This window comes from Aquabacterium sp. TM01, assembly GCF_057808345.1.
This window is the reverse complement of sequence record NZ_AP046529.1, coordinates 3201769-3225184: the sequence shown is the minus strand read 5'-3', so window position 1 is coordinate 3225184 and position 23416 is coordinate 3201769. Positions and strand designations below refer to the sequence as shown.

Annotated in this window: 26 protein-coding genes and 1 pseudogene; 16 read left to right on the top strand and 11 right to left on the bottom strand. The window is 65.0% G+C overall.

The genetic code is table 11. The features are described 5' to 3' along the window. Positions 1-103: 103 nt before the first annotated feature. Positions 104-298, bottom strand: coding sequence for a hypothetical protein (locus AC3WW4_RS14900; RefSeq protein WP_488829243.1), 195 nt, complete (start codon positions 296-298; stop codon positions 104-106). Positions 299-861: 563 nt separating this feature from the next. On the opposite strand from AC3WW4_RS14900, the pseudogene AC3WW4_RS14895 reads away from it, so the two are divergent. The 3 genes and pseudogenes from AC3WW4_RS14895 to AC3WW4_RS14885 form a co-directional block, all read left to right on the top strand. Continuing rightward, positions 862-1104 (top strand): annotated as a pseudogene (locus AC3WW4_RS14895) (PAAR domain-containing protein); the annotation flags it as partial. A gap of 457 nt (positions 1105-1561) precedes the next feature. Then, complete coding sequence (locus AC3WW4_RS14890) at positions 1562-1996, top strand: hypothetical protein (protein WP_488829242.1); 435 nt, start codon at positions 1562-1564, stop codon at positions 1994-1996. After that, the gene (locus AC3WW4_RS14885; RefSeq protein ID WP_488829241.1) at positions 1986-2510 is read left to right on the top strand and encodes a hypothetical protein; all 525 of its coding nucleotides are present in this window, start codon (positions 1986-1988) and stop codon (positions 2508-2510) included. The genes AC3WW4_RS14890 and AC3WW4_RS14885 overlap by 11 nt, the downstream gene beginning before the upstream one ends. Positions 2511-2516: 6 nt before the next feature. Here the strand turns inward: AC3WW4_RS14885 and AC3WW4_RS14880 are convergent, their stop codons facing one another. From AC3WW4_RS14880 to cfa, 3 genes are all read right to left on the bottom strand, one after another. Next, positions 2517-3212, bottom strand: a complete 696-nt coding sequence (locus AC3WW4_RS14880) for a lipase secretion chaperone (protein WP_488829240.1) — start codon at positions 3210-3212, stop codon at positions 2517-2519. A 76-nt stretch (positions 3213-3288) separates the two neighbouring features. Further along, the gene (locus tag AC3WW4_RS14875) at positions 3289-5325 is read right to left on the bottom strand and encodes a CocE/NonD family hydrolase (protein ID WP_488829239.1); all 2037 of its coding nucleotides are present in this window, start codon (positions 5323-5325) and stop codon (positions 3289-3291) included. Positions 5326-5489: 164 nt separating this feature from the next. Beyond that, positions 5490-6659 carry a cyclopropane fatty acyl phospholipid synthase gene (cfa, locus tag AC3WW4_RS14870; protein ID WP_488829238.1) on the bottom strand — a complete coding sequence of 390 codons (1170 nt, stop codon included), beginning with the start codon at positions 6657-6659 and terminating at the stop codon, positions 5490-5492. A gap of 162 nt (positions 6660-6821) precedes the next feature. Between cfa and AC3WW4_RS14865 the strand changes: the two genes are divergently transcribed. Further along, the gene (locus AC3WW4_RS14865; protein WP_488829237.1) at positions 6822-7877 is read left to right on the top strand and encodes an AI-2E family transporter; all 1056 of its coding nucleotides are present in this window, start codon (positions 6822-6824) and stop codon (positions 7875-7877) included. On the opposite strand, the gene AC3WW4_RS14860 is transcribed toward AC3WW4_RS14865, so the two are convergent. Next, on the bottom strand, positions 7823-8635 hold the full coding sequence (locus AC3WW4_RS14860) for a ComF family protein (protein WP_488829236.1): 813 nt from the start codon (positions 8633-8635) through the stop codon (positions 7823-7825). The two genes, AC3WW4_RS14865 and AC3WW4_RS14860, sit on opposite strands and share 55 nt — an antisense overlap. Positions 8636-8707: 72 nt before the next feature. Here AC3WW4_RS14860 and AC3WW4_RS14855 point away from each other — a divergent pair, with 72 nt between their 5' ends. The 7 genes from AC3WW4_RS14855 to AC3WW4_RS14825 all read left to right on the top strand — a co-directional run bounded on the left by AC3WW4_RS14855 (position 8708) and on the right by AC3WW4_RS14825 (position 14729). Then, the gene (locus AC3WW4_RS14855; protein WP_488829235.1) at positions 8708-9667 is read left to right on the top strand and encodes a class I SAM-dependent methyltransferase; all 960 of its coding nucleotides are present in this window, start codon (positions 8708-8710) and stop codon (positions 9665-9667) included. A 321-nt stretch (positions 9668-9988) separates the two neighbouring features. Beyond that, on the top strand, positions 9989-11092 hold the full coding sequence (gene coxB, locus AC3WW4_RS14850) for a cytochrome c oxidase subunit II (protein WP_488829770.1): 1104 nt from the start codon (positions 9989-9991) through the stop codon (positions 11090-11092). Between the two features lie 40 nt (positions 11093-11132). Then, positions 11133-12755 (top strand): cytochrome c oxidase subunit I, encoded by a 1623-nt coding sequence (gene ctaD / locus AC3WW4_RS14845; protein WP_488829234.1) that lies wholly within the window; start codon positions 11133-11135, stop codon positions 12753-12755. A gap of 51 nt (positions 12756-12806) precedes the next feature. Then, positions 12807-12935, top strand: coding sequence for a cytochrome oxidase small assembly protein (locus tag AC3WW4_RS14840; RefSeq protein ID WP_488829233.1), 129 nt, complete (start codon positions 12807-12809; stop codon positions 12933-12935). A gap of 118 nt (positions 12936-13053) precedes the next feature. Next, positions 13054-13596, top strand: a complete 543-nt coding sequence (locus AC3WW4_RS14835) for a cytochrome c oxidase assembly protein (RefSeq protein ID WP_488829769.1) — start codon at positions 13054-13056, stop codon at positions 13594-13596. Then, on the top strand, positions 13593-13823 hold the full coding sequence (locus AC3WW4_RS14830) for a DUF2970 domain-containing protein (RefSeq protein WP_488829232.1): 231 nt from the start codon (positions 13593-13595) through the stop codon (positions 13821-13823). Before AC3WW4_RS14835 ends, AC3WW4_RS14830 begins: the two co-directional genes overlap by 4 nt. 21 nt (positions 13824-13844) lie before the next feature. Beyond that, positions 13845-14729, top strand: coding sequence for a cytochrome c oxidase subunit 3 (locus AC3WW4_RS14825; protein ID WP_488829231.1), 885 nt, complete (start codon positions 13845-13847; stop codon positions 14727-14729). Positions 14730-14753: 24 nt separating this feature from the next. Here AC3WW4_RS14825 and AC3WW4_RS14820 read toward each other — a convergent pair whose 3' ends face one another. Beyond that, positions 14754-14975 (bottom strand): DUF2909 domain-containing protein, encoded by a 222-nt coding sequence (locus AC3WW4_RS14820; protein WP_488829230.1) that lies wholly within the window; start codon positions 14973-14975, stop codon positions 14754-14756. 42 nt (positions 14976-15017) lie between these two features. On the opposite strand from AC3WW4_RS14820, the gene AC3WW4_RS14815 reads away from it, so the two are divergent. Genes AC3WW4_RS14815 through AC3WW4_RS14795 form a run of 5 tightly spaced genes read left to right on the top strand, consistent with a single transcriptional unit; the run spans position 15018 to position 19444 of the window. Continuing rightward, positions 15018-15815, top strand: a complete 798-nt coding sequence (locus AC3WW4_RS14815) for an SURF1 family protein (RefSeq protein WP_488829229.1) — start codon at positions 15018-15020, stop codon at positions 15813-15815. Next, a complete protein-coding gene (locus AC3WW4_RS14810) occupies positions 15802-16485 on the top strand; it encodes an SCO family protein (RefSeq protein WP_488829228.1) in 684 nt (227 codons plus the stop codon). The genes AC3WW4_RS14815 and AC3WW4_RS14810 overlap by 14 nt, the downstream gene beginning before the upstream one ends. Positions 16486-16495: 10 nt before the next feature. Continuing rightward, the gene (locus tag AC3WW4_RS14805) at positions 16496-17800 is read left to right on the top strand and encodes a COX15/CtaA family protein (RefSeq protein ID WP_488829227.1); all 1305 of its coding nucleotides are present in this window, start codon (positions 16496-16498) and stop codon (positions 17798-17800) included. A 25-nt stretch (positions 17801-17825) separates the two neighbouring features. Further along, positions 17826-18752, top strand: coding sequence for a heme o synthase (gene cyoE, locus AC3WW4_RS14800; RefSeq protein WP_488829226.1), 927 nt, complete (start codon positions 17826-17828; stop codon positions 18750-18752). Between the two features lie 8 nt (positions 18753-18760). Continuing rightward, positions 18761-19444 (top strand): SCO family protein, encoded by a 684-nt coding sequence (locus AC3WW4_RS14795; RefSeq protein WP_488829225.1) that lies wholly within the window; start codon positions 18761-18763, stop codon positions 19442-19444. A gap of 49 nt (positions 19445-19493) precedes the next feature. On the opposite strand, the gene AC3WW4_RS14790 is transcribed toward AC3WW4_RS14795, so the two are convergent. The 5 genes from AC3WW4_RS14790 to AC3WW4_RS14770 form a co-directional block, all read right to left on the bottom strand. Continuing rightward, complete coding sequence (locus AC3WW4_RS14790) at positions 19494-20354, bottom strand: D-hexose-6-phosphate mutarotase (RefSeq protein WP_488829224.1); 861 nt, start codon at positions 20352-20354, stop codon at positions 19494-19496. After that, positions 20351-21277: a DUF429 domain-containing protein gene (locus AC3WW4_RS14785; RefSeq protein ID WP_488829223.1), complete on the bottom strand. Its 927-nt coding sequence runs from the start codon at positions 21275-21277 to the stop codon at positions 20351-20353. The genes AC3WW4_RS14790 and AC3WW4_RS14785 overlap by 4 nt, the downstream gene beginning before the upstream one ends. After that, complete coding sequence (locus AC3WW4_RS14780) at positions 21274-21702, bottom strand: BLUF domain-containing protein (RefSeq protein ID WP_488829222.1); 429 nt, start codon at positions 21700-21702, stop codon at positions 21274-21276. Before AC3WW4_RS14780 ends, AC3WW4_RS14785 begins: the two co-directional genes overlap by 4 nt. 4 nt (positions 21703-21706) lie before the next feature. Further along, the gene (gene folE, locus AC3WW4_RS14775) at positions 21707-22435 is read right to left on the bottom strand and encodes a GTP cyclohydrolase I (RefSeq protein ID WP_488829221.1); all 729 of its coding nucleotides are present in this window, start codon (positions 22433-22435) and stop codon (positions 21707-21709) included. Between the two features lie 119 nt (positions 22436-22554). Continuing rightward, complete coding sequence (locus tag AC3WW4_RS14770; protein ID WP_488829220.1) at positions 22555-23352, bottom strand: hypothetical protein; 798 nt, start codon at positions 23350-23352, stop codon at positions 22555-22557. Between the last annotated feature and the right edge of the window lie 64 nt (positions 23353-23416).

Here is a 23416-nt window from a genome sequence, read left to right as displayed (position 1 = left end):
TGCCCGTTTGGCTGGTCTGTTGGTGCATTTGCGCCAAATTTGCGCCAATCGCTCCCGAGTCACTCAACAACGACTAGAACGGAGTTCACATGGCATCTATCAATCAAAGGGAGCCATGGGGCGCAAAGGCCTGGGCGAGCAGGGCGTTGAAGGTGGCTTGGGCCTGCATCAATGCTGTTTGCTGTTGGGCTTGAATCGATCTTGCCGAGTTGATGAGCTCGCCAAATCGGCGCTGGTCTTCAAGCTTGGCAATTGGCAAATCGAGCTCGAACAACTTGGTCTGCGAGATGTTGCGCATGGAGTCGCTTGTGCCAGATGCCAACTTGCTGAGTTGCTGAGTTGCTGGCGTACAGCTTTCGATTGAAACAGCGCCCACATGTAGGAGGGGACGACTTCCTCTTTCCATACAAAGCGCCACAGCTTGTCTGGCAGCAAGGTGCTACCGTTGGTGTGTTCAACCAAGGCTGTTGCGCCGACCAACTCGCTTGTATTGGCGCGCGAAAACAGCATGTCACCCACACGCACGAAATGCTGTGTTGGCGGCACGTAGTCGTTGGGGCAGGCTTGCACTCCGACTCGACATACGTGCCAGACGTGACGGCGCTCACCTTGAGAATGCGCAGGTTACTGGCTTCGCAGTCTCCAGCCTGAATGTTCTTGCCGCCTTCAAATTTGGCGACCACATCCTCCACCTTGCGAATCGACAGCTGCTTTGGATTGGTGAGCGGATCACCAAACATGTCGATGAAGATGGCTGGCGCGACAGAGTCACCCCCTGGTTACCGCACTCTACCCCAAGGGGTGTGCTCGCAGCAGTGATGGCTTGCTACATTTCCACAAGAATTCAAAAGGGGGATGTGAATGAGGCCTCTCATCGTCATCGGTGACCGTACCGACCATGGCGGCGTGGTCATTGGTGCCACCATGACCACAGACACGCACGGCAAGCGTCTGGCGCGTGTCGGTGACAAGGTTACCTGCCCGAAGAAGGGGCACGGCACCACCGTGATCGTCACGGGTGACCCAACCATGATCGTCGACGGGGCGCCGGTGGCCAGGCACGGCGACAAGTGCGCTTGTGGCGCGACGTTGATATCAAGTCAGATGGTGTCACGCATTGGCGAGGGGAGCGTGGGGTCGGCTACACCCCATGCTGCCAGCGTGGCGCCTGTTGCCGAGAGCAAGCGCCTTGGGTTTCTCAGCTCATTTCTGCCCGAGAACCATGAGTACGACATTCACTTTCTGGTGCGTGATGAGGTCACGGGCGAGCCTTTGACCAAAGTCTCGTATCGCATTACGTTGGAAGATGGCCGCTCGGTTTCAGGGGTAACGGATGAAAACGGACTGACTGAGAGAGTCGGCTCAAGAACAAAGCAGAAGGCAACTTTGGAGGTGCACCATCATGGCGACAACAGTGACTGCGGAGCTGACGCCCAGAACCGATACGACGCCTGCTGTTACTGACGTCCCAGCTCGCGACAGGAGCGGCCCACATTGGGTGGCGCGTTTTCCGGGGAGCGCCAGTCTTGATGATCTGGAGCCAGGGTTTCGCGCAAATTCCGTGGCGTTCATCAATGCAATCAAGGCTTGTGGCGCCAGCGTCAGAATTGCTGCGACCTACCGACCTCTCGAGCGTGCTTACATGATGCATTACAGCTCCAAGATTGCCCGTGGGATGATTGCAGCCGATAAGGTGCCAGCGATGGATGGTGTGAACATTGACTGGGTTCACGATACGCCCGATGCCTCTAAGAAGGCTGCTGCAGCGATGGCCAAGGCCTTCACGATTGTTTATCCGCCAGCTTTGATTTCACGCCACACGGAGCGAGCTGCGATCGATATGAAGGTATCCGGCATTGTGGGAAAGACCATCAAGGATGCATCTGGAAATGACGTTGAGATCAAGAAGGCAGACGACTTGCATGCCGTCGGCGCCACCTTTGGCGTTCGCAAGCTGGTTTCGGACCCTCCGCACTGGTCAGACAATGGTCGCTAAACACGTTCTGGCGCTGTTCCTTGGGGCTTGTTTGTCAACTGCAACGCATGGCGCTGAGTTCGGCTTGGTGCAGCTGGACGGGGCAGGGCACGTCATCTTGATCCTGGGGGGCAAAGTGCAACCCGGTTCAAAGATTTCCTTTCAGTTCGAACGAAGTGAAGGTGGTCCCGGGTGTTGCAAAGAATTGCTGAGCCAGGACTTGGTCGAGATTGACTCGACAGAACTCCTTGCGTCAAACGAGGTGGCCGAAGACGCGGTGTGGGCCTATCGCGCGCGCATTCCCAAACTTTGGGCTGTTTCGCCGTTCATCGGTGCGGCATACATTGGCAAGTCGCAGCTTGTGCACGGTCGCGGCGAGCTTCTCGAAGCCAGGGATGTTTCTGGACGAATGCGCAGGGCTCGCATTTGTGTCAGCCAAGAGGGCATCCACTTGATCGAAAGCGTGGGCAAGGCAGTGCGGACACATCTCTACTTGAGTGTCGGATACGAGATTGAAAAGCCCACTTGCAGGTGATGCGTATCAGCGTGGGCCTCGCCCGGCCGCCTCCACCACCGCACGCGGATACTCTCGCTCCAGCGCGGCCAACTCCTCATCGCGCTGCTGCGTACTCCAGCCTTGCACCGACAGAATCTGCTGTCGGGCCAGTTGGTAGCGTTGCACTTGCTCCTCCTGCCCGTACAAGGCTTCCTTGAACTCGCTGCCCAGAAACTGCTCTCGCAAGGCACTGGCTTGCTGCAGTTGCAGGATGGCGGCCAAGCCGGGCTCCACATTGGGGGCTGGCGTCGGCTGGGTTTGCGTGGCCCTCAACGCATCCTGGTAGGCCGCGTAGCGCGTCATCAGGTCGACGGCCTCACTCAAGGCGGGTTCGCGCAAGTGGGCTTGGGCGGCTTCCTTGAACTGGGCGGCGATCACCTCGGGCGCAGCGCGCGGGCGTTCTGTCAAAAAGGTGTTCAGCACATCGCGGGTGCTGCCCGACAGTTGCAGGCGGCCATCCGGCAGGGTGTGCAATTGGTCCAAGGTTGCCGGTGTGCGCGCGGCACTGCCGGCGGTCTCCCACGGAAAACGGTTCTCCGGCGCGGTCGGCGTGCCACGCGAGGTCGTGGTGCCGCCCGGCAGGCCGGAGGCGTCATCGCTTGAGGGCGAGTCCGGCCACATCAGCACCGCTACAAGCAGCAGCACCAAGGCAGAGAGGGCAGCGACAAAAGTTTTGTTCATGACATGTGCACAGGGCCCGGCGCCGTTGAGCAACGACACCGGGCCCTGCAATTTCTACCACTGAGACAAGTTCAGATCAATTCAGGGTGTTGGCGGGCACCACCGGCAGCACGATGCTGGAGGGGTGCTCCGCGCTGTTGAGAATGACCGTGGTGTTGCCATTGGCGTTGGCCTGGTTCGGCAGCGGCCACACGCCTTGCGCCTGGTTGCTGGCGCTGATGGCCACGCGCAGCTTGTGGCCGGCGCGGATCAGGGCTGCATTCGGGAAGATCTCGACCGGCACCAGCATGGGTTTGCCCGGCACCACGGCCTGGGCCGACGCGGCTGTGAACGGATGCCAAGGCTGGATCATCACGCCGTTGACGTAACGCGAGCGGCTGGTGTCCACCGCACGGTAGCGGGCCGACATCAGGCCGGTGCTGATCGGTGTGGCCACGCCATCAGGAGAGACACTGTCCACGCGCACGGCGAGGGCTGCGTCGGTCTGGGTGGTGGTGATCCACACGTCGGCCTGAATCGGGCCGTTCAGGTACAGGTCGGAGCCCAAGGCAGGGGTCTCGTAGATGGCGGCATTTTGAGCCGTCTCCACCTTGGTGGCGTCCTTGTAGCAAGAGCCACCCAGGATGCCGCCAATACCCAGGGTCCACTGGTCGTAGCTGCTCGAGCACTTGCTGCCGTCATTGAGCGTGACCTCGGCCTTGACCGCATCGCCGTTGCGCGAGACGCTCACCACCGGAGCCTTCGGCTCCGTCACCGAGGCGCCCACTTCGGTCGAGGTGGGGGCCTGCGCGCTCAGGAGCTTGCCTTCACGCAGGAACATGCGTTGGGCCGACATCTGCGGGTGCGGCCAGTCGGTGGCGCGGGCGTAGCGCTCGGCAGAGCCGGTGCCATAGCCCTGCACATACTGGGTCACGTTGGGCATGGCAGCGGCGCCGGTGTTCTTGCCCTTGAGGTACTGGTCAAACCATTGCAGCAGCAGGTGGCGGCCCTTGGGGACCCCATCTGCACCACCGATCAGCTTCATGATCGAGCCCACATGCGAGCCGGGCAGCACCATCAGCTTGGTGTTGGCGTTGCGCTTGACTTGCTCGTACAGCAGGGGCACGTCACGCTGGAAGATGTCGTTGGTACCGCCGACCAAGAAGGTGGGCACCTTGATCTGGTTGGCGCCTTCGATCGGCGAGCGCACCGACCAGAACGAGCCGTCGTCGGTGGAAATGCCGACCTGACCGGCCAGACCGTTGTTCACGGTAGGCAGGTACCAGCTGTCAATGGCGTTGATGTGTTGCTGGTTGGCCAGTTTGATGGTCGAGGCCAGCTTGGGGTTGAGCAGTTGCTCGACGGTGTTGAGTGCGCCCACGCTCAGGCCGTGCGTCAGCGGCAGCCAGATGCTGAGGAACTGTGCGTTCAGCATGCCGCCCACGCCGACCACGCCACGGTAGGCGTCGCCCATGGGCACGGCGGCAAACACGGCCTTGACGGCGGGGTGTTGCTGCTTGGCGGTGAGCATGCTGGTGATGCCCAAGTAGGAGGTGCCGGCCAGGCCCAGGTTGCCGTTGAACCAGGGCTGCTGGGTGACCCACTTCACGGCCTCGCCGTAGGCTTGCTGTTCGGCCTCGCCGATCAGCTGCGTCTCGCCGGTGGACATGCCTGTGCCCCAGGCGTCCACGGCCACGGTGATGTAGCCGCGGCGGATCATGTAGTCGTCCTTGCCACCGATGATCAGGGTGGTGTCGCCCGAGGCGATGCTGCCCAGGATCTGGCCCACGCCGTTGCGATAGGCGGTCTGCGTCAGGATGACGGGGAACTTGCCGGAGACCTGTTGGCCCCAGATGTTGGCCGGCACGGACACGCGCACCGACAGCTTGTCACCCGTGCTGGTGGTGATGTACTGCAGCGGCAGCGAGATGGCGCGCGGGTGGTCGGCGTCGCGGTCGTAGGTGGACCAGTTGACGTAGGGGTTGGTGGTCGTGGGGGCGTTGGCCTGGCTCAGCGTGCCGCGGGTGCCCAGCGTGGTGGTCTGCGCCACGGCGCTGGTCAGGGCGCCAGCCATGAGGCAACTGGCAAGGGCGGCGAGCGCGAGGGGGCGCAAAGTGCGTGTACGGAGGTCCATGAGGTCCTTTCAGCGAGAAATGTGACTTTGTACCGAGTCACATTCAAGGGGGCCTCCGTGTAATCCCCCGAAATGCCCCGTTCGAGGGGGACTCGCAACTGACAGCAAGGGTGAAAAGGTGAGCCTTGGCGACGCGAGAGATGCGTTGACGCATCTCTTGGGGCTCAGTGAGGTGCAGAGACGCGCGGGTACACCCCGGTTCGGCCAGGATGTGAGAGCACCCATTGCCACAACTGCACATCGCGCGCGCGGAAGGCGCCCGCGCAGGAGAGCAGGTAGTAGCGCCACATGCGATGGAAGCGCTCGCCGAGTTGCTCGGCAAAGCGAGGCCAAGCGTCTTCGAAACGCTGGTGCCAGGCCATCAGAGTCCGGTCGTAATCGGCGCCGAAGTTGTGCAGGTCTTCCACCACGAAGCGCCGCTCGCAGGCGTGGCCGATCTGCGCGATGGTGGGCAGCTCGCCATTGGGGAAGATGTACTTGTGGATCCACGGGTCGGTGCCGTGTCCAGGCTCGTTCCGTCCGATGGTGTGCAGCAGGAACAGCCCACCGGGCGCCAGGCAGCGCTTGGCCACGCTCATGTACGCGTCGTGGTTCTTGTGGCCCACATGCTCGAACATGCCCAGACTGACGATGTGGTCAAAGCGCTCGCTCAAGCCTCGGTAGTCCATGAGGCGGAATTCAACCGGCAGGCCCTCGCACAACTGATGGCCCAGCGTAGCTTGCTCGGCCGAGATGGTCACGCCGGTACAGCGAACGCCATGGCGTGCGGCAGCGTACTTCATGAAGCTGCCCCAGCCACAGCCAATGTCAAGCACATGCATGCCGGCTTGCAGGCCCAGCTTCTGGCAGACGAGCTCCAGCTTGTGTTCCTGGGCCTCGTCCAGGTCGCGGGCGCCTTCCCACAGGGCGCAGGTGTAGGTCATGCGGCGGTCGAGCATGGCCGTGTAAAACGCATTGCCGAGGTCGTAATGCTGTTGGCCGACCTGCCAGGCGCGGTGCTCGGTCTGCAGGTTCAGCCAGCGGGCCCGCAGGTGATGCCAGGCGGTGCTGAGGCTGCGCACGCGTGAGGCCATGTCGGCGCGCAGCAGGCGGTCAAAGAGCTGGTCGAGCTGCTGACAGGTCCACAGACCGTCCATGTAGGTCTCGCCCAGCCCCAGATTGCCGTGGGCCAGGACACGCTCGGGGACGCCTTCGCCCAGCAGTTGCAGATCCCAGGGCCGCTGCCCGTCCAGGCGCACATCCGCGCTGGCCAGCAGGGCCGCCAGATGACGGTGCGCTGCATTGTCCCAGCTGTGGATGGGCTGCGGGGCGCGCGCGAGGTCGTGTTGGGCCATGGGAATCACCCTGACGTGCGATACACGGGTGCATTGCAGCAACGATGGCCCGTGGCGTCAAGGGGGCGGGTGTGCGGAGCGTGTGTGGCGGCCAATGACAGCGACAATGCTTTCTGCGAAAGTTGCGCCACACCTATCTCATCCAACCCGCTTTCTCGACACATGGATCCTCTCCGCGCCGACCGTCTCCTGGCCATCGTGGCCCTGACTCTTCTCGGAGTCGGCTGTGTCTATGTGCTGTGGCCCTTCATGAGCTCGCTGGCCTGGGCGGCCATTCTGGCGTCAACCTGCTGGCCCGCGCTGCTGTGGCTGGATCGCCTGTTGAAAGGGCGGCGGGTGATGGCGGCCAGTCTGGTCACGGCCTTGATCACCCTGGTCGTGTTGGGCCCGGTGACGGCGCTGGCTTTTGGATTGGCCGACAACATTGCGCAAATGGGGCAGGGTGTTGCCAACTTGATGAACAGCGGCTTGCCCGATGCGCCGGCCTGGTTGCGAAAACTGCCGCTGGTTGGCGACTCTCTCTTTGAGTACTGGCAGCGCCTGGCGCACGATGGCAAGCGCCTGATGGTTGAGCTGAGCAAGCTGGCCGATCCGGCGCAGAAGCTGGCTCTGGACACTGGGCGGGTGGTGGGCAAGGGTGTGATCGATCTGGGGTTGTCGGTGTTCCTGGCCTTCTTTCTGTTCCTGCACGGGGAGTCGCTGGCGTTGCGCTTGCGCGTGGCGCTGTCACGCCTGGCCGGCGCACGCGCGGGCTACCTGATCGACATCACCCAGGGCACGGTCAACGGGGTGATTTACGGCATCCTCGGCACAGCCTTGGCCCAGGGGGTGCTGGCCGCCATCGGCTTCCTGGTCGCGGGCGTGCCGGCGGCCATGCTGCTGGGCGTGGTGACCTTCTTCTTCTCGGTGATCCCGGTGGGCCCACCCCTGGTGTGGGGCGGGGCCGCCATCTGGCTGTTCCAGCAAGGCGAGCTGGGCTGGGCGGTGTTCGTGGCGGCCTGGGGCTTTTTCCTGGTCAGTACCGTGGACAACGTCATCAAGCCCTTCATCATCAGCCGCGGCTCGCGTCTGCCCTTTGCGGTGGTGCTGCTGGGGGTGCTGGGCGGCGTGCTGGCTTTCGGCGTGATCGGCGTCTTTCTGGGGCCGACATTGCTGGCGCTGGGTTACCGTCTGCTCAATGAGTGGACGACTTCTGCCAACCCTGACTCCGTCGCATGAGCGCGTGAGCGATCGGGGGCGGGCGTGCGTGCCAGCACCCAGGCTGAGACGCTCCTTGCCCCCGCCTCCCGCAGCGTGTGGGCGACCTCGTTCAAGGTGGCGCCGGTGGTGAGTACATCGTCGACCACGGCAATGTGGCGGCGTTGAATGTGGGGCAGGGCGGTCTCCGGCACCTCGAAAGCCCCCGCAATCTGAGCGCGCCGCGCCTCGGCATCCAGGCTCATGAGTCGCTCGGTGTGCCGGGCGCGTTGCAACACATCGTGGCGCGTGGGGTGCCGCAGGCTGGCCGACAGGTGCTGTGCGAGCAGCCAGGTCTGGTTGTAGCCGCGCTCCAGCAGGCGAGTGCGCGACAGGGGAACCGGGACGATCAGGTCGACCCTGTGAGGGCGCTGTGCGATGGCTTGCTGCATGAGTCCGGCCAGTGGCCGTGCCAGTGCGGTGCCTTCCTGAAACTTGAGGCGAGACAGCACGCCCATCCAGGGGGCCGCGTAGTCCAGGGCGGCAATGGCCCGGTCAAACTCAGGTGACTGGTCTTCGCAAGCGGGGCAGACCCCATCGGCGACGTGGCCCCGCAGGGCGATGGCGCAGCGCACGCAGCGCGGCACCGGGCGCAGCCAACGGTCCACGCAGGCTTGACACAGGGGCTGAGCCTGCCACTGGCTGCACATCAGACAAGTGGTGGGAAGGTGGGTGGGCAGACCGCAGGCGCTCAGCCAGGCGCGCAGGCGAGAAGCCCCGGGTGACAGCACGGTTGGCATGGGCTCAATATACTGATGCATCCCGAGCGTGCGCCATCGCCCGCAGTGGGGGCTTCAGCGCCTTTTCATCCCATGTCCGACTCTTCTTCTGCCGCCGTTTCGGCCTCGCCCGCCTGCGCTCCCCACCGGCGCGCCCTGCAGCGCCAGACGCGTCGCCTGGCCGCCTTGCCCGAAGCCCCCTGGCTCCATCAGGAAGCAGCGCGCCGCCTCGCGGCCAAGCTGGCGCCCATTCGCCTGCAGCCCCAGGACTGGATCGACTGGTCGGCCTTTCTGGGGGCTGGCGCTGAGTTGGTGCAGGCGCAGTACCCCCAGGCGCAGCGCTGGGTGGTCGAGCCCTCGGGCGAGCTGGCGCAGCGCAGCCAGGCCCAACTGGCACAGACCGCCCCGCGCGATTGGCGCAAGCTGTGGCGGCGCGAGGTGCCGCAGGCCCATGTGGAGCCCGTGCCTGCCGATGCGCCGTGGCGCCGCGACGGCGCCGATGGCGCGCAGATGCTCTGGGCCAACATGACCCTGCACGCCAGCGCCGACCTGCCTGGCCTGATGCGCCGCTGGTATGAGCACCTGGCCATCAACGGCTTTCTGATGTGCTCCGGCCTGGGGCCCGACACCGCCCGCGAACTGCGCGCCGTGTACGCCGCGCTGGGCTGGCCCTTGCCCACCATCGACTTCATTGACATGCACGACCTGGGCGACGAGCTGGTGCAGGCCGGTTTTGCCGATCCGGTGATGGACATGGAGCGCCTGACCCTGACCTGGGAAACGCCAGAGGCCCTGTTGGCCGAACTGCGAACCTGGGGTGGCAACGTGGCCCAAGGCCGCTTTGCCGGTTTGCGGACGCCGCGTTGGCGTCAGCGCCTGCTCGACGCCCTGCGCGAGCGCCTGATGCGACCCGACGGCCGCTTGGGGCTGACCGTCGAGCTGGTGTACGGCCACGCCATCAAGCCCACGCCGCGCATCAAGGTGGAGGCCGAGGCCCGTGTGTCCCTGCAGGACATGAAACGCATGATCCGCCAGGGCGACAAGCCGGGCTGACACAAGTCGTCACAGGGTGATGCATTCCCATGCAAACCACGGGTAATTCATAGCATGGAATCGCGCATTCCCGGTTGAGGTAGCGCAAGTCGCTGACTAGAATGAGTTGAACACCTTGCGTTGCACAACTATACGCAGGGTGGGTCGGTGTACGGCTTCAGGGTGATCCCAGGGCCGTGTACGGGTCCGTGAGGACCCCGTTCAACCACGACGAGTCAACACATGAGCTATGTGCCCGGGTTTGCAGTTCGTTCGTTTGGATCTTGGGCACAGCGCCTGTCTTCACTGAGTCGCCCACTCGCTGGCTGGTTGTTCCTCCTGATGGCGCAGGCCAGTTGGGCTGTCAATGATCTGCCCGGGGGGCCTGCCGTTCGGCAACTCGACCTGCACCCGCCGGTCACGCGCATCGCCGCCGAGCAGCAATGGCTGCACTACATGATGCTGTACATCTGCGGCGCCATCTTCCTCGGCGTGTTTGGCGTGATGTTCTACGCCATCTTCAAGCACCGCAAGTCCAAGGGCGCCAAGCCCGCCACCTTCCACGAATCGACCACGGTCGAAATCATCTGGACGGTCATCCCCTTCATCATCGTGATCGGCATGGCCCTGCCCGCGACCAAGGTGGTGGTGGCCCAGAAAGACACCACCAATGCCGACCTCACCATCAAGGCCACCGGCTACCAATGGAAGTGGGGCTACGACTACCTGAAGGGCGAGGGCGAGGGCATCTCGATGCTTTCCACACTGGACGCCTCACAGCGCGCCTTGTCGGATGCCGGCACACCGCAGGGAGACAACTACCTGCTCAAGGTGGACAACCCGCTGGTGGTGCCGGTGGATCGCAAGATCCGCATCATCACCACGGCCAACGACGTGATCCACTCCTTCATGGTGCCGGCCTTTGGCATCAAGCAGGATGCGATCCCCGGCTTCGTGCGCGACACCTGGTTCCGCGCTGAGAAGGTGGGCGACTACTACGGCCAGTGCGCCGAGCTGTGTGGCAAGGAACACGCTTACATGCCCATCCATGTGCGGGTGCTGGGCGCCGAAGACTACGCCGCCTGGGTGGCCGAGCAGCACAAGGCCATGCAGGCCAAGGCCGATGATCCCAACAAGGTCTGGACGCAAGACGAGTTGCTCGCTCGCGGCGAGAAGGTCTACGCCGCCAACTGTGCCGCCTGCCATCAGCCCAACGGCAAGGGCGCCGGCGCCATCAAACCGCTGGACGGCTCGGCGGTGGTGCTGGACGCCGACCAAGGCAAGCAGATCCATGTGCTGCTCAACGGCCAGAACAACATCATGCCGGCCTGGCGCCAGCTGTCGGACACAGAGATCGCTGCGGTGATCACGTACACCAAGAACCACTGGTCCAACAAGACGGGCCAAACCGTACAGCCCGCCGAGGTGATGGCGGCGCGCAAGTGAAGCAGGCCCCGCGCCTTACAGGATCAGGAAAGGACCATTCATGAGCGCAGTTCTGGATCACGCCGGCCACGGTGAGCATCCCCACGATGACCACGGCCATCCGCACGGCTGGCGGCGCTGGGTGTTTGCCACCAACCACAAGGACATCGGTACGCTGTACCTGCTGTTCTCTCTGACCATGCTGATGATCGGCGGGGTGCTGGCGCTGGGCATCCGGGCCGAGCTGTTTCAGCCCGGTCTGCAACTGGTCAACCCCGAGTTGTTCAACCAGCTCACCACCATGCACGGCATCATCATGGTGTTCGGGGCCATCATGCCGGCCTTCGTGGGCATGGCCAACTGGATGCTGCCGCTGCAGATCGGCGCTTCCGACATGGCCTTTGCGCGCATGAACAACTTCAGCTTCTGGCTGATGATCCCGGCCGCCTGCTTGCTGGTGGGCTCCTTCTTCATGCCCGGCGGGGCCCCCGCTGCCGGCTGGACGCTGTACGCGCCCTTGACCCTGCAGATGGGCCCGTCGATGGACGCCGGCATCTTCGCCATGCACCTGCTGGGCGCCTCGTCCATCATGGGCTCGATCAACATCATCGTGACCATCCTCAACATGCGCGCCCCTGGCATGACGCTGATGAAGATGCCGATGTTCGCCTGGACCTGGTTGATCACGGCCTACCTGCTGATCGCCGTGATGCCGGTGCTGGCGGGCGCCATCACGATGACGCTGACCGACCGCCACTTTGGCACCAGCTTCTTCAATCCGGCCGGTGGCGGTGACCCGGTCATGTATCAGCACATCTTCTGGTTCTTCGGTCACCCCGAGGTCTACATCATGATCTTGCCGGCCTTCGGCATCATCAGCCAGATCGTGCCGGCCTTCGCCCGCAAGCGCCTGTTCGGCTACACCTCGATGGTGTACGCCACCGCCTCCATCGCCATCCTGAGCTTCATCGTGTGGGCGCACCACATGTTTGCCACCGGCATGCCGGTGACGGGCCAGCTCTTTTTCATGTACGCCACCATGCTGATCTCGGTGCCCACGGGCGTGAAGATCTTCAACTGGGTGGCCACCATGTGGCGGGGCTCCATGAGTTTCGAGAGTCCGATGCTGTGGGCGGTGGGCTTCATCTTCGTGTTCACCATGGGCGGCTTCACCGGTCTGATCCTGGCCGTCGCCCCCATTGACATCCAGGTGCAGGACACCTATTACGTGGTGGCGCACTTCCACTATGTGCTGGTGGCTGGCTCGCTGTTTGCGCTGTTCGGGGCCTTCTACTACTGGGCGCCCAAGTGGACCGGGGTGATGGTGCCGGAGTGGAAGGGCAAGCTGCACTTCTGGTGGTCGCTGATCGCGTTCAACGTTACCTTCTTCCCCATGCACTTTCTGGGGCTGGCGGGCATGCCGCGTCGTTACGCTGACTACCCCATGCAATTCGCCGACTTCAATGCGATCGCCTCGGTGGGGGCCTTCGCCTTCGGTTTCGCGCAGGTGTACTTCATCTTTGGCGTGCTGATTCCAGCCATGCGTGGCAAGGGCGAACCGGCCCCGGCCAAGCCCTGGGACGGCGCGGAAGGTCTGGAGTGGGAGGTGCCCTCACCCGCGCCCTTCCACACGTTCGAAACGCCACCCAAGCTCGACCCGTCGGCCACGCGTGTGGTGGGCTGAGTCGGGCTGGCGCCGGTTGATGTTGCGTGAAGTTCTGAGGAGGAGCGTTCCATGAGTGTCACCCCTTCCATCAAGCTGGGCCGCCGGCGCAATGTGCGTTTGGCCTTGATCCTGGCGTCTGTGGCAGCGACGTTCTTCATTGGCTTCGTCGCCAAGATCATGCTGCTGTCGTCTCACTGAGGCCCAGCCGCTTCTCGCCTTCAGTCTGCCCGCGCCCATGTCCGAGTCGACGCACTCCCCATCCCGCCACCACAGCCCGAAACGCGCGCGTTTGGGCCTGCGGCAGGCCAATCTGGCCATGGTGGGCAAGCTCACGGTGATCACGACGCTCATGTTCGGCTTTGGCTACGCCATGGTGCCGATGTACCGCCACATCTGCGCGGCGCTGGGCATCAATGTGCTCAGCCTGGGCGACCGGCAGATCCCGGGGGCGACCTCGTCGGTCCAGCCCAATACCCAGGTCGATCGCAGCCGCAGCATCACCATCGAGTTCGATGCCAACGCGCGTGGCCCCTGGGACTTCAAGCCGGCCGTGCGCTCGGTGCAGGTGCATCCTGGCGAGCTCATGACCGTGATGTACGAGTTTCACAACCGGCAGGCCCGTCCGATGGCTGCGCAGGCCATCCCCAGCTATGCGCCCAAGCAGGCTACCTCGCACTTCAACAAGCTGGAGTGCTTCTGCTTTGCCGAGCACACGCTGAAGCCGGGGGAGAGCAAGCGCTGGCCGGTCACCTTCGTGATCGACCCCAAGCTGCCGAAGGACGTGGCCACCATCACGCTGTCCTACACCTTCTTCGAGGTGGGCGGCAAGGTGCCCGCCGCGCCCAAGGGGGCGGTATGAGCGACGACCTGCGTCAGGCCGCCCAACGTCCCGGCTCGTTCTGGCAAACGCTCAAGGCTGTGGCGTGGTCGTTTTTCGGGGTGCGCAAGTCCAGTGACTACGCGCAGGATGTGGCCCGGATCAATCCGGTGCACGTCATCGTCGCTGGGGTGCTGGCCGCCCTGGTGTTCGTCTTGGGGCTGGTGTGGCTGGTGCGATGGATCATCGCCAGCGGCATCGCCCAGTAAATGTCAGCCCAGGAGCACAACATGTCGACAGCGGTTCCCAAAGGACAGGCCCCGTACTACTTCGTGCCTGGGCCCTCCCGGCATCCGGTGATGGCGGCCATCGGCCTGTTCTTCGTCATCCTCGGGGCAGGGCAGTGGGTCAATGGTGTGGGCTGGGGCGCCTACTCGCTGGCCTTTGGCCTGCTGTGGTGGGCCGTGGTGCTCAAGCAGTGGTTTGGGGATGCCATCCGCGAGAGCGAGAGCGGCCTGTACAGCCAGCGCATCGACGTGTCCTACCGCTGGGCCATGGCCTGGTTCATCTTCTCCGAGGTGATGTTCTTCGGTGCTTTCTTCGGTGCGCTGTACTGGGCTCGCCTGCACGTGCTGCCCAACCTGGGCAGCATCGACAACGCGCTGCTGTGGCCCGACTTCAAGGCCATCTGGCCCTCGGATGCTCCGGGCTACACCGCCTCGCCGGCGGGCACCGTCGAGCCCTTCCGCACCATGGGGCCCTGGCCGCTGCCGACCATCAACACGGCCTTGCTGCTGACCTCCGGGGTCACGCTCACCATCGCGCACCACGCCTTGCTGGCGAACCAGCGCGCCAAGACCGTGGGCTTCATGTGGCTCACTGTCTTGCTGGGCGCCTCGTTCCTGTGTCTGCAAGGCTATGAGTACTTCGAGGCCTATACCCACCTCAACCTCAAGCTGTCATCGGGCATCTACGGCTCCACCTTCTTCATGCTCACCGGTTTCCACGGCCTGCATGTGTTCGTGGGGGCGTTGATGCTGTTCTTCATCACCCTGCGTCTGCAGCGTGGTCATTTCACGCCCGAGCGCCACTTCGGCTTCGAAGGCGCGGCCTGGTACTGGCACTTCGTGGACGTGGTCTGGCTGGGCCTGTATGTGGTTGTCTACTGGACTTGAGGTGGAGCACGCCACCCGCCGGGCTCACCGGTTGAGCGGGAGTCCGGTCGGTTGAATCCAGCCCAGTTGATACGCGATCCAGATGAAGATAAACAAGGCCACCGACAGCCCCACCCGCCAGGCCAGGGCCCGCATCATGCGGCGCGGGGCTGGGGTGCCGGTTTGCCGATCACGCAACATGGCCCGACCCGCCAGGGCCAGGGTGACGACGATGGCCAACAAGGCCAGAGCAAAGATCAGTTTCATGCGGCCCGATTATGGGCACAGCACGGACGTGAGCACAGCGAGATGACCCCAGGTGCCTCGAGAGTCATCGCGTGTGTGGCTGGCGTGGTCACGGTGTTGGCCACTGCGGCGCTGGGCCAGTGGCAGTTGCGGCGCGCCGATGAGAAACAGCAGGCGCAGACCCTGCTCCAGACGCGCCAGCAGCTGCCCGCCTGGCAGTCGGCCGACTGGCCGTGTGACGGTCGCGCCGCTCAGACCTTGCCTGTGCAACGCCCCGCTCAGCTCACTGGCACCTGGCTTGCCGAGCGCACCGTCTGGCTTGACAACCGCACGCACGACGGACGCACCGGCTTCGAGGTGCTCACGCCCTTGCGCCTGCATGCGCCAGGCAGCGCGTGCGATGGGCGCCTGCTGCTGGTGCAGCGCGGCTGGGTCCCGCGTGACGTGCGTGATCGCCAACGCTTGCCCGATCTGCCCACCGCCACCGGCCGGGTCACAGTGCCCGGCCGGGTGGTGGCCTCGGTCTCGCGCGTCTACCAGTTGGGCGTTGAGCCGCTGCCTGGGGTCACGGGCACGCCCTCCCAGCCCCTCATCCGCCAGAACGTCGATGCGCCATTCTGGCAAGCCTGGCTGGGGCAATCCCCGCTTCCCGGCGCTGTGCTTCAGGTGCAAGCTGAACCTCAGAGCCCGGACACCTTGCTGAGTCGCCAGTGGGCAGCCCCCGACCTGGGGCGAGACAAGCACCTGGCCTATGCCGCGCAGTGGTTTGCCTTGTCGGCCCTGGCTGCCGGATTGACCCTGTGGTTCCAGATCTTCCGTCCCCGACGCCTTGCCCAACGTGCCCACCATGCAGCCTCCTGACGCAGCCCCTTCCAACCCCCTGCTGCAACTCAGCGTCCACAGCCTGCCCGTTGCCGGCACGGGCTCGGCCCAGCGCACGCGCATGGGCCGCTTCAAGATGCTGCTGATCTGGGCCGTGTGTGCCGCACCGGTCGTCGCGTCTTACCTGAGCTACTACGTCATCAAGCCGCAAGGGCGCACCAACCACGGCACGCTGATCACTCCGCCCAAGCCGATGTCGGCCGAGCCGGGATTGACCTTCACCGATCTGCAGGGGCAGACCGTGACGGCCAAGGCCCTGCAAGGCCAATGGTTGCTGGTCAGTGTCGCGGGCGGGGCCTGCGATGCCGGCTGCGAACGCCAACTCTACCTGCAGCGTCAGTTGCGCGAGGTGCTCGGCCGCGACAAGGACCGGGTCGATCGCGTCTGGCTGATCCCCGATCAGGCTGAGGTGCGACCGGCCTTGCTGCCCGCGTTGGCCTCGGCCTGGACGCTACGGGTGGACGCCACGCGCCTGTCGCACTGGTTGCAACCCGAGGTGGGCCAGACCTTGAGCAGTCACCTGTACCTGGTCGATCCCCGCGGGGACTGGATGATGCGCTTCCCGGCCGATGCCGATCCGGTGCGCATCAAGAAAGACCTGATGCGCCTGCTCAAGGCCAGCGAGTCGTGGGACGAGGCCGGCCGTTGAGGGCCCCCGCATGATCGACCTCATCAACCTCAACCCGGCGCTGGAAGTGGCCTTGTGCGGGGCGATGCTCGCGCTGCTGGCCGCAGGCGGCGTGATGTGGCGCGCCCGCCGCGCGGGCCTGAAAGGCTGGCCAGCTTGGCAGCATGCCCTGACGGTGGCCACCTTGTTTCTCACCATCGACCTGGTGGTGTTCGGTGCCTTCACGCGCCTGACCGACTCTGGCCTGGGCTGTCCCGACTGGCCGGGCTGCTACGGCCAGACCAGTCCCTGGGCCGCCCACGCCCAGATCGCGGCCGAGCAGGCGGCGCTGCCTCACGGGCCGGTCACGCACAGCAAGGCCTGGATCGAGATGACGCACCGCTACCTGGCCACCGGTGTGGGTGCGCTGATCACGGGGCTGATGCTGGCAGGGTGGTGGCTGCGTGACCGCCGTGGCAGCCTGTCGCCCTGGTGGGCCACAGCCACCTTTGTGTGGGTCTGCGCGCAGGGTGCCTTCGGCGCGCTCACGGTCACGCTCAAGCTGCAGCCGCTCATCGTCACCTTGCACCTGCTGGGCGCCTTGCTGGGTGTGGGCCTGTTGACTGCGCAGGTGCGGGTGCTGGAAGGCATGAGACCCTCTGGACACTCAGCCGCCAAGGTCCTCCGCAGCCGCTCCCTCGGGGGCAGCCTGCGTGCCTGGGCCCAAGCCCCGTTGCGACGCTGGGGCTGGCTCGTGCTCGCCCTGGTGTCGACCCAGGTGGCCCTGGGCGGCTGGGTCAGCACCAACTACGCCGTGCTCGTGTGCAGCGACATCCCCACCTGTCAGGGCCAGTGGTGGCCCGAGATGGACTTCGCCAGCGGCTTTCACCTGCTGCGCGCCCTGGGTGAGAACGGTCAAGGCGAGCCGATCAGCATGGCCGCACTCACCGCCATCCACATGAGCCATCGCCTCATGGCCCTTGTCGTCCTCGTGGCCCTGTGGCGCTACGGTGCAGCCCTGCGTGCCTGGTGCCCCGACGCTGCCGCTGCAACCAAAGTTCAAGCCCATGCGCCATTCGATGGCCAAGCCGAAGCGAGTGAGGTTTTCCATCCCTGGCGCCGCGAAGGCCTGTGGCTGTGGGGCCTGTTGGCCTGGCAGCTGCTCAGCGGTCTGAGCAATGTGGTGCTGGGCTGGCCGCTGGCCGCCGCCCTGGCCCACACCCTGGGCGCCGCCTTGTTGGTCTGGCGTCTGGTGCGCCTGCTGGTCTTGCCTCGCCTCGTTCATGAGCCCGTGGGCGCGCGGGCTCCGTCGCATCAGGGACTTCACCCTGGCGTGGCCCGTGTGTCCACCCCATAGTGTGTTCACCCACCGAAGGATGCCCATGTCAGATGCCCTTGCTGCGTCCTCATCCGTTGCGCTGCCGGCGCCGGCTCCGCTGTCTCCCTTCCGTCAGTTCTATGTGCTGACCAAGCCCAAGGTCGTCCAGCTCATCGTCTTTTGCGCGGTCATCGGCATGCTGCTGGCCGTGCCGGGCGTGCCCACCCAGGCCGAAGCGCTGCGTGCGGTCGCGGCCTGCGTCGGCATCTGGCTGGTGGCCGGGGCCGCCGCCGCCTTCAACTGCCTGATCGAGCAGGGCATCGACGCACGCATGAAGCGCACCGCCTGGCGCCCCACCGCGCGCGGCGATCTGTCCCGGCGCCAGACCTTGCTGTTCAGCGGCGTGCTGTGCAGCCTGGGCATGGTCATCCTGGCCCTGTGGGTCAACCTGCTGACCATGTGGCTGACGCTGGCCACCTTCGTGGGCTATGCCGTGGTCTACACCGTGGTGCTCAAGCCCCTCACCCCGCAGAACATCGTCATCGGCGGGGCTTCTGGCGCCATGCCGCCCGTGTTGGGCTGGGCCGCCCTGCGCGGCGAGGTCGGGCCCGAAGCGCTCATGCTCTGCCTGATCATCTTCCTGTGGACGCCACCGCACTTCTGGGCGTTGGCGCTCTACCGCGTCGAAGACTACGCCAAGGCCGGCCTGCCCATGCTGCCCGTCACCCATGGCAATGCCTTCACGCGCCTGCATGTGCTGCTCTACACCCTGGTTCTGCTGGCGGGCACCTTGCTGCCGTTCATCTACGGCATGAGCGGCTGGCTCTACCTGGCCTCGGCGCTCACCCTCGGGATCTTGTTCCTGGTCTATGCCTTCCGGCTGTGGCGGCGTTACAGTGACGCACTGGCCCGCAAGACCTTCCGCTTCTCCATCATCTACCTGATGCTGTTGTTTGCCGCCTTGCTGGTCGACCATTACTGGAAGATCTGAGCGCCCCGATGACCCGCAAGCCTGTTTCGTCTCTTGATTTGTCCCGCCGCCGCACCCTGATGCTGGCCGCCACCACCGTCCTGAGCCTGTCTGCGGCCTGGGGCCTGAGTGCCTGTGACCAGATCTCCGACATGACCAAGCCCAAGGCGGGTCTGAAGTTCAATGGGGTGGACATCACCGGCGCCACCTACGCTCAGAAACTGCGCCTCAAGGATGTCGACGGGCGATTGCGCGACCTGTCCGAGTTCAAAGGCAAGGTCGTCTTCGTGTTCTTCGGCTTCACGCAGTGCCCCGACGTGTGTCCCACCACCATGGCCGAGCTCGCCGAGCTGCGCCGCCGCCTGGGGCCGGACGGGGACAAGGTGCAGGGCGTGTTTGTCTCGGTGGACCCGGAGCGGGACACCCCGCAAGTCCTCAAGGGTTACCTGCAGGCCATGGACCCGAGTTTCGTGGGCTTGACCGGCTCGTCCGAAGAAATCCAGGCCGTCAGCCGCGAGTTCAAGGTGTTTTACCAAAAGGTCGAGACGCCCAGTGGCGGCTACACCATCGACCACACCGCGGGTTCTTACATCTTCGACCCGAAGGGACAGGTGCGCCTGTTTGCCCGCTACGGCATGCCGCTGGAGCAGCTCACCGCCGACGTGCGCCAGCTGCTCGATTTGCCACCGGTGGGGGCCTCGGCCGCTCAGTAAAGGGCGGCCAGCGGGGCGATCCTGCCACCCACCGAGGCTGGCGGACGCTTCACTCGGTCAGCAAGACCAAGCTTTGGCGCCCGCTCCACTCTTCCTCAGGGCCCAGGGTGATGGGCTCGAACACCGCTGCGGCTTCCACGCACAGCATGCGCTGCCAGTCGGCAGCGGGCATGTCCGTCAGGGCGGCGCACTTTTGCGGCCCCGGGTTCCAGATCACCGCGTCGGGCCAGCCCGCCTGCGTGATGTTCACGCGGCGGGGGCCATCGCGCAGCAGCAGGTCGGTCACGCCGCTGTAGATGCGGTCGAATTCGCCGTAGAAACGCTTCTCCGGGTGATCTTCGATGTGGCGCTCGTCCAGCACCGTGTCCTCGAAGGGGCGGCCTTCCAGGCCCAGCAGGCGCACCTGCGTCACGTCCGACACCGCCAAGTAGGTGTGCAGCGCCGCGGTGAAGGACCACGGCGTCTGACCCGGGTTCTGCACATACAGCTCCAGATCCAGGCGCGTGTTGCTCACCGACACCGTCATTTCCACCGTGAAGCTGTGGGGCCACAGCGCGCGCGTCTCGGCGCTGTCGTCGAACACCAGCGTCAGCTGGGCATGGTCCTTTTCCTGGCGGCTGCTCTCCACCGTCCACGCGCGGGTGCGCAGCAGACCATGGCGGGGCAGGCTGGTGTCCGGGCCCCGTTGCGCGAACTGCGGAAACACCACCGGCACGCCACCGCGCACCGCCTGGCCTGGGGTGATCACCGCCTCGGGCGACAGGTACAGCTGGTTCGCCCCGCCAGCGGGAATCCACGAAATCACCTGCGCGCCGTGCAGCAGCACGGTCGCCTGGGCCCCATCGGGCGATTGCACGCGCACGGCCGGCTGGCCCTGCACCTCGATCATGTCAAACATCGTCTCACTCATGCCGTGAGTATCCACCCTTCGACCGGGTCCAGATCGGGCGACAGGCCCCAGAGTGTGGCGCCGGCCTCATGCCGGGCATGTGCCCACGCTGCCTGCATCAGGCACAGCACCGCGTCCAGGCGATCGCCTTTCGGGTCAGCGGCCAGGTGGTCGCGTTGGGCCGGCGTCAGCTTGAGCCGCAGCCCCAGGCGGGTGCGACCCTGCTCCAGCGCGTCGATCAGGTCCAGACGGGCGATCAGGCGCTCGGGCGTGGCGTCGGTCTCGCTCTTGTAGCTGCGGCGTCCCAGGATCTCACCTGCCAGCAGGCCCGGGTAGGCCTCCAGCGCGATGGCATCGGTGCGCCCCGTGCGCAGCCCGGGCAGGCACACGTCGGCGTCCACCAAGCGCTTCATGCCTTCGAAGTACATCTTGCCCACCGGCACATAGCGGGTTTGCAGCGGGCTGGTGCTCGACAAGCCCGGCACGGCGCGGTCGGCTGCGCGGTGCAGCAGCTTGCTGCCCGCAGGACGTGGCGTATCCCAAGTCTGCCCCCAGCCGTCGATCAGGCGCTGAAAGCCGGCGCGGTCGCCGCAATGCGCATGCAGAGCGTCGATCAGCCGGTCGCATTCGGCCAACGAAGCCTGTGCCTCACGCAGGCTCGCGAAGGACTCACCGGGGCCGTGTGCCGCCAGGGCCTGCACAAAGGGGCGTGGCAGACCAAAAGGGAAGTCACAGCCCATCACGAAGTCGTGGGGCCAGCCTGCCGCCGCCATCCCGGCAGGCTGCAGGCGCGTGGCCCAGTCATCCAGGCTGGGCAGGGCTTCCAGGGCCAGCAGCTTGACCGCATGGCCGGCGCGCACCCCTTGGGCCAGGGTCAAGGGCTTGCGCCGTGTGGGCGCGCAGCTGAAATCCAGGCCCAGCAGCGTCGGGTGCCCGGTGCTCAATTTGACCGGCTGATGATGGAGGCCGTGGCCAGCAATTCATCCAGCAGGGCCATCGACACCTTGCCGGAGACAGCATACGGGTCCAGCACCGGTCGCTCGGAATACTTCAGCAAGATGGACGGGTTGACCCGCTCCAAATTCACTTGCCCCATCGTCCAGTTCGAGAAGCGCCGCTCGGTGATCTCTTCATGGTGCAGCACGATCACATCGCGGTGGCGGCTGTCCCTGCAGATGCGGCTGTAGAGGTGGTTGACCGTGTCGCGCCCCCCTTCCAGCACCTGCATGAAGATCTCGTCGCTGTGGCACAGCAGACCGGTCACGCCAAGGGCGGGATTCGTTTTGCGAGAGGCCGCCAGGATGCTCTCAATGACGTCGGGCGTCAGCGTCTGGGCTGCGCGGCTGGCATAAAGCAGTCGAACCAACATGGCATCAGCCTTTCTTGTGGGTCACCAGAGACAGGAATTCGCGACGCAGATTGGGGTCCTTCAAGAAGGAGCCCCGCATCACACTGTTGATCATCTTGGAGTCCATGTCCTTGACGCCGCGCCAGTGCATGCAGAAGTGATCGGCCTCCATGACCACGGCCAGGCCATCGGGGTTCATGCGCGACTGCAGGACATCGGCCACCTGGGTCACGGCCTCTTCCTGGATCTGTGGGCGGCTCATGATCCAGTCGATCAGGCGCGCGTACTTCGACAGGCCGATCAGGTTGGAATGCTCATTGGGCATGATGCCGATCCACACCTTGCCCATGATCGGGCACAGGTGGTGCGAGCAGGCGCTGCGCACCGTGATGGGCCCGACGATCATCAGCTCGTTCAGGCGCTCGACGTTGGGGAACTCGGTGACAGGGGGTGCCTCCTGGTAGCGACCCCGGAAGATCTCGTTGAGGTACATCTTGGCCACGCGACGGGCCGTGTCCTGCGTGTTGTGGTCGCTGTCGGTGTCGATCACCAAGCTGGACAAGACGCCGCGCATCTTGCTCTCCACCTCGTCCAGCAGCGCCTCCAGCTCACCCGGGCGGATGAAATCGGCGATGTTGTCATTGGCGTGGAAGCGCTTTTGGGCGGCCTGGATCCGCTGGCGGATCTTCAGCGACACCGGCACGCCTTCATCGTCAAAGGGGCGGCTCGGGTCGGGGGAAGGGGAGTGGGTCATGACGTGTCCTGGGCTACGAGGTGCTCGTGCAGCAATCAGCCATCGTAGCGTCCAAAACCGCACCCTGCTCGGTGTGGGGTGGAGCCCTCACCGAGCAGGGGGGGCTCCCCGCGCCAGAATCAGCGTGGCTTGGCGCAGCCGGCCATCTGGGGCTGCTGCGCGCACAGTCGCTGTTTGTCACCGTCCGTGCGTGTGGCGCGGGAGTGGGTGAACATCGCTTCCAGCAAGGCCACGTCGGCATCCTGACCACGCTTTGTCTCAGGCTTGCGGCTGTGGGCATCGGTGTGCAAGGGTGGTGGCGTGGCCTTGATCACCCTATGGGGCTCGGCAGCAGCTGGGGTCGGCGCGCGGGCGGGCTGATCTGGTGCATCCGAGGCGACCACCTTTGCCTGCGGCTGGTCTGGGGCGGCAGCCGGTGCCGCGTTCAAGGCGGCCAGGGGCGAGGCCGCTGCCACCGTGCTCACTGGCGTGAGCGCGGTCGGCGCCAAGTCTTCGATCACGGCGGTTTGGGTCGGCAGAGAAGCGACTGAGGCGGCAGAGGCCACCGCCTTGGCCTGCACCGCCACAGCGGGGGCCATTGGTTCCGGGGCCGCCTCCAGGCGCGCCTGGGGGTGACCTTGTGCGAGCACCATGGCAAAGCCAACCAGCAGGCCCACGATGCCCAGTCCCATCAGAACCAGCAGCGCTTTGAACTGCCAACTGTTGCCACGCCCCCGGCGCGCTCGGGCGCGCGTGGACGCCCGTTTGGAGGGGGGGCGGCTGGCCGCGAGCGTCGATAGAATCCGCACGCGCTCGGGGTCGTCGTCCTCGTCGGGCTCCATGCCGGCAAACAGGCTGGGGCGGTCGAGCGCAGGCTGAGCGTGCAGCGGCGAAGAATGGGTGTTGCGGGGCCAAGTCAGGCCCTGGTCATGGCTCAAGCCCGACTCCCTGTTTTGTTTTGGAATGTGTGAACTCGCGCATTCTAGGGAGGCGGGCACCGTC

Coding starts and splice junctions, on each gene's coding strand:
- AC3WW4_RS14900 (WP_488829243.1), bottom strand. CDS start 298: ATGCGCAACATCTCGCAGACCAAGTTGTTCGAGCTCGATTTGCCAATT.
- AC3WW4_RS14885 (WP_488829241.1), top strand. CDS start 1,986: ATGGTCGCTAAACACGTTCTGGCGCTGTTCCTTGGGGCTTGTTTGTCA.
- AC3WW4_RS14880 (WP_488829240.1), bottom strand. CDS start 3,212: ATGAACAAAACTTTTGTCGCTGCCCTCTCTGCCTTGGTGCTGCTGCTT.
- AC3WW4_RS14875 (WP_488829239.1), bottom strand. CDS start 5,325: ATGGACCTCCGTACACGCACTTTGCGCCCCCTCGCGCTCGCCGCCCTT.
- cfa (WP_488829238.1), bottom strand. CDS start 6,659: ATGGCCCAACACGACCTCGCGCGCGCCCCGCAGCCCATCCACAGCTGG.
- AC3WW4_RS14865 (WP_488829237.1), top strand. CDS start 6,822: ATGGATCCTCTCCGCGCCGACCGTCTCCTGGCCATCGTGGCCCTGACT.
- AC3WW4_RS14860 (WP_488829236.1), bottom strand. CDS start 8,635: ATGCCAACCGTGCTGTCACCCGGGGCTTCTCGCCTGCGCGCCTGGCTG.
- AC3WW4_RS14855 (WP_488829235.1), top strand. CDS start 8,708: ATGTCCGACTCTTCTTCTGCCGCCGTTTCGGCCTCGCCCGCCTGCGCT.
- coxB (WP_488829770.1), top strand. CDS start 9,989: ATGGCGCAGGCCAGTTGGGCTGTCAATGATCTGCCCGGGGGGCCTGCC.
- ctaD (WP_488829234.1), top strand. CDS start 11,133: ATGAGCGCAGTTCTGGATCACGCCGGCCACGGTGAGCATCCCCACGAT.
- AC3WW4_RS14840 (WP_488829233.1), top strand. CDS start 12,807: ATGAGTGTCACCCCTTCCATCAAGCTGGGCCGCCGGCGCAATGTGCGT.
- AC3WW4_RS14835 (WP_488829769.1), top strand. CDS start 13,054: ATGGTGGGCAAGCTCACGGTGATCACGACGCTCATGTTCGGCTTTGGC.
- AC3WW4_RS14830 (WP_488829232.1), top strand. CDS start 13,593: ATGAGCGACGACCTGCGTCAGGCCGCCCAACGTCCCGGCTCGTTCTGG.
- AC3WW4_RS14825 (WP_488829231.1), top strand. CDS start 13,845: ATGTCGACAGCGGTTCCCAAAGGACAGGCCCCGTACTACTTCGTGCCT.
- AC3WW4_RS14820 (WP_488829230.1), bottom strand. CDS start 14,975: ATGAAACTGATCTTTGCTCTGGCCTTGTTGGCCATCGTCGTCACCCTG.
- AC3WW4_RS14815 (WP_488829229.1), top strand. CDS start 15,018: ATGACCCCAGGTGCCTCGAGAGTCATCGCGTGTGTGGCTGGCGTGGTC.
- AC3WW4_RS14810 (WP_488829228.1), top strand. CDS start 15,802: ATGCAGCCTCCTGACGCAGCCCCTTCCAACCCCCTGCTGCAACTCAGC.
- AC3WW4_RS14805 (WP_488829227.1), top strand. CDS start 16,496: ATGATCGACCTCATCAACCTCAACCCGGCGCTGGAAGTGGCCTTGTGC.
- cyoE (WP_488829226.1), top strand. CDS start 17,826: ATGTCAGATGCCCTTGCTGCGTCCTCATCCGTTGCGCTGCCGGCGCCG.
- AC3WW4_RS14795 (WP_488829225.1), top strand. CDS start 18,761: ATGACCCGCAAGCCTGTTTCGTCTCTTGATTTGTCCCGCCGCCGCACC.
- AC3WW4_RS14790 (WP_488829224.1), bottom strand. CDS start 20,354: ATGAGTGAGACGATGTTTGACATGATCGAGGTGCAGGGCCAGCCGGCC.
- AC3WW4_RS14780 (WP_488829222.1), bottom strand. CDS start 21,702: ATGTTGGTTCGACTGCTTTATGCCAGCCGCGCAGCCCAGACGCTGACG.
- folE (WP_488829221.1), bottom strand. CDS start 22,435: ATGACCCACTCCCCTTCCCCCGACCCGAGCCGCCCCTTTGACGATGAA.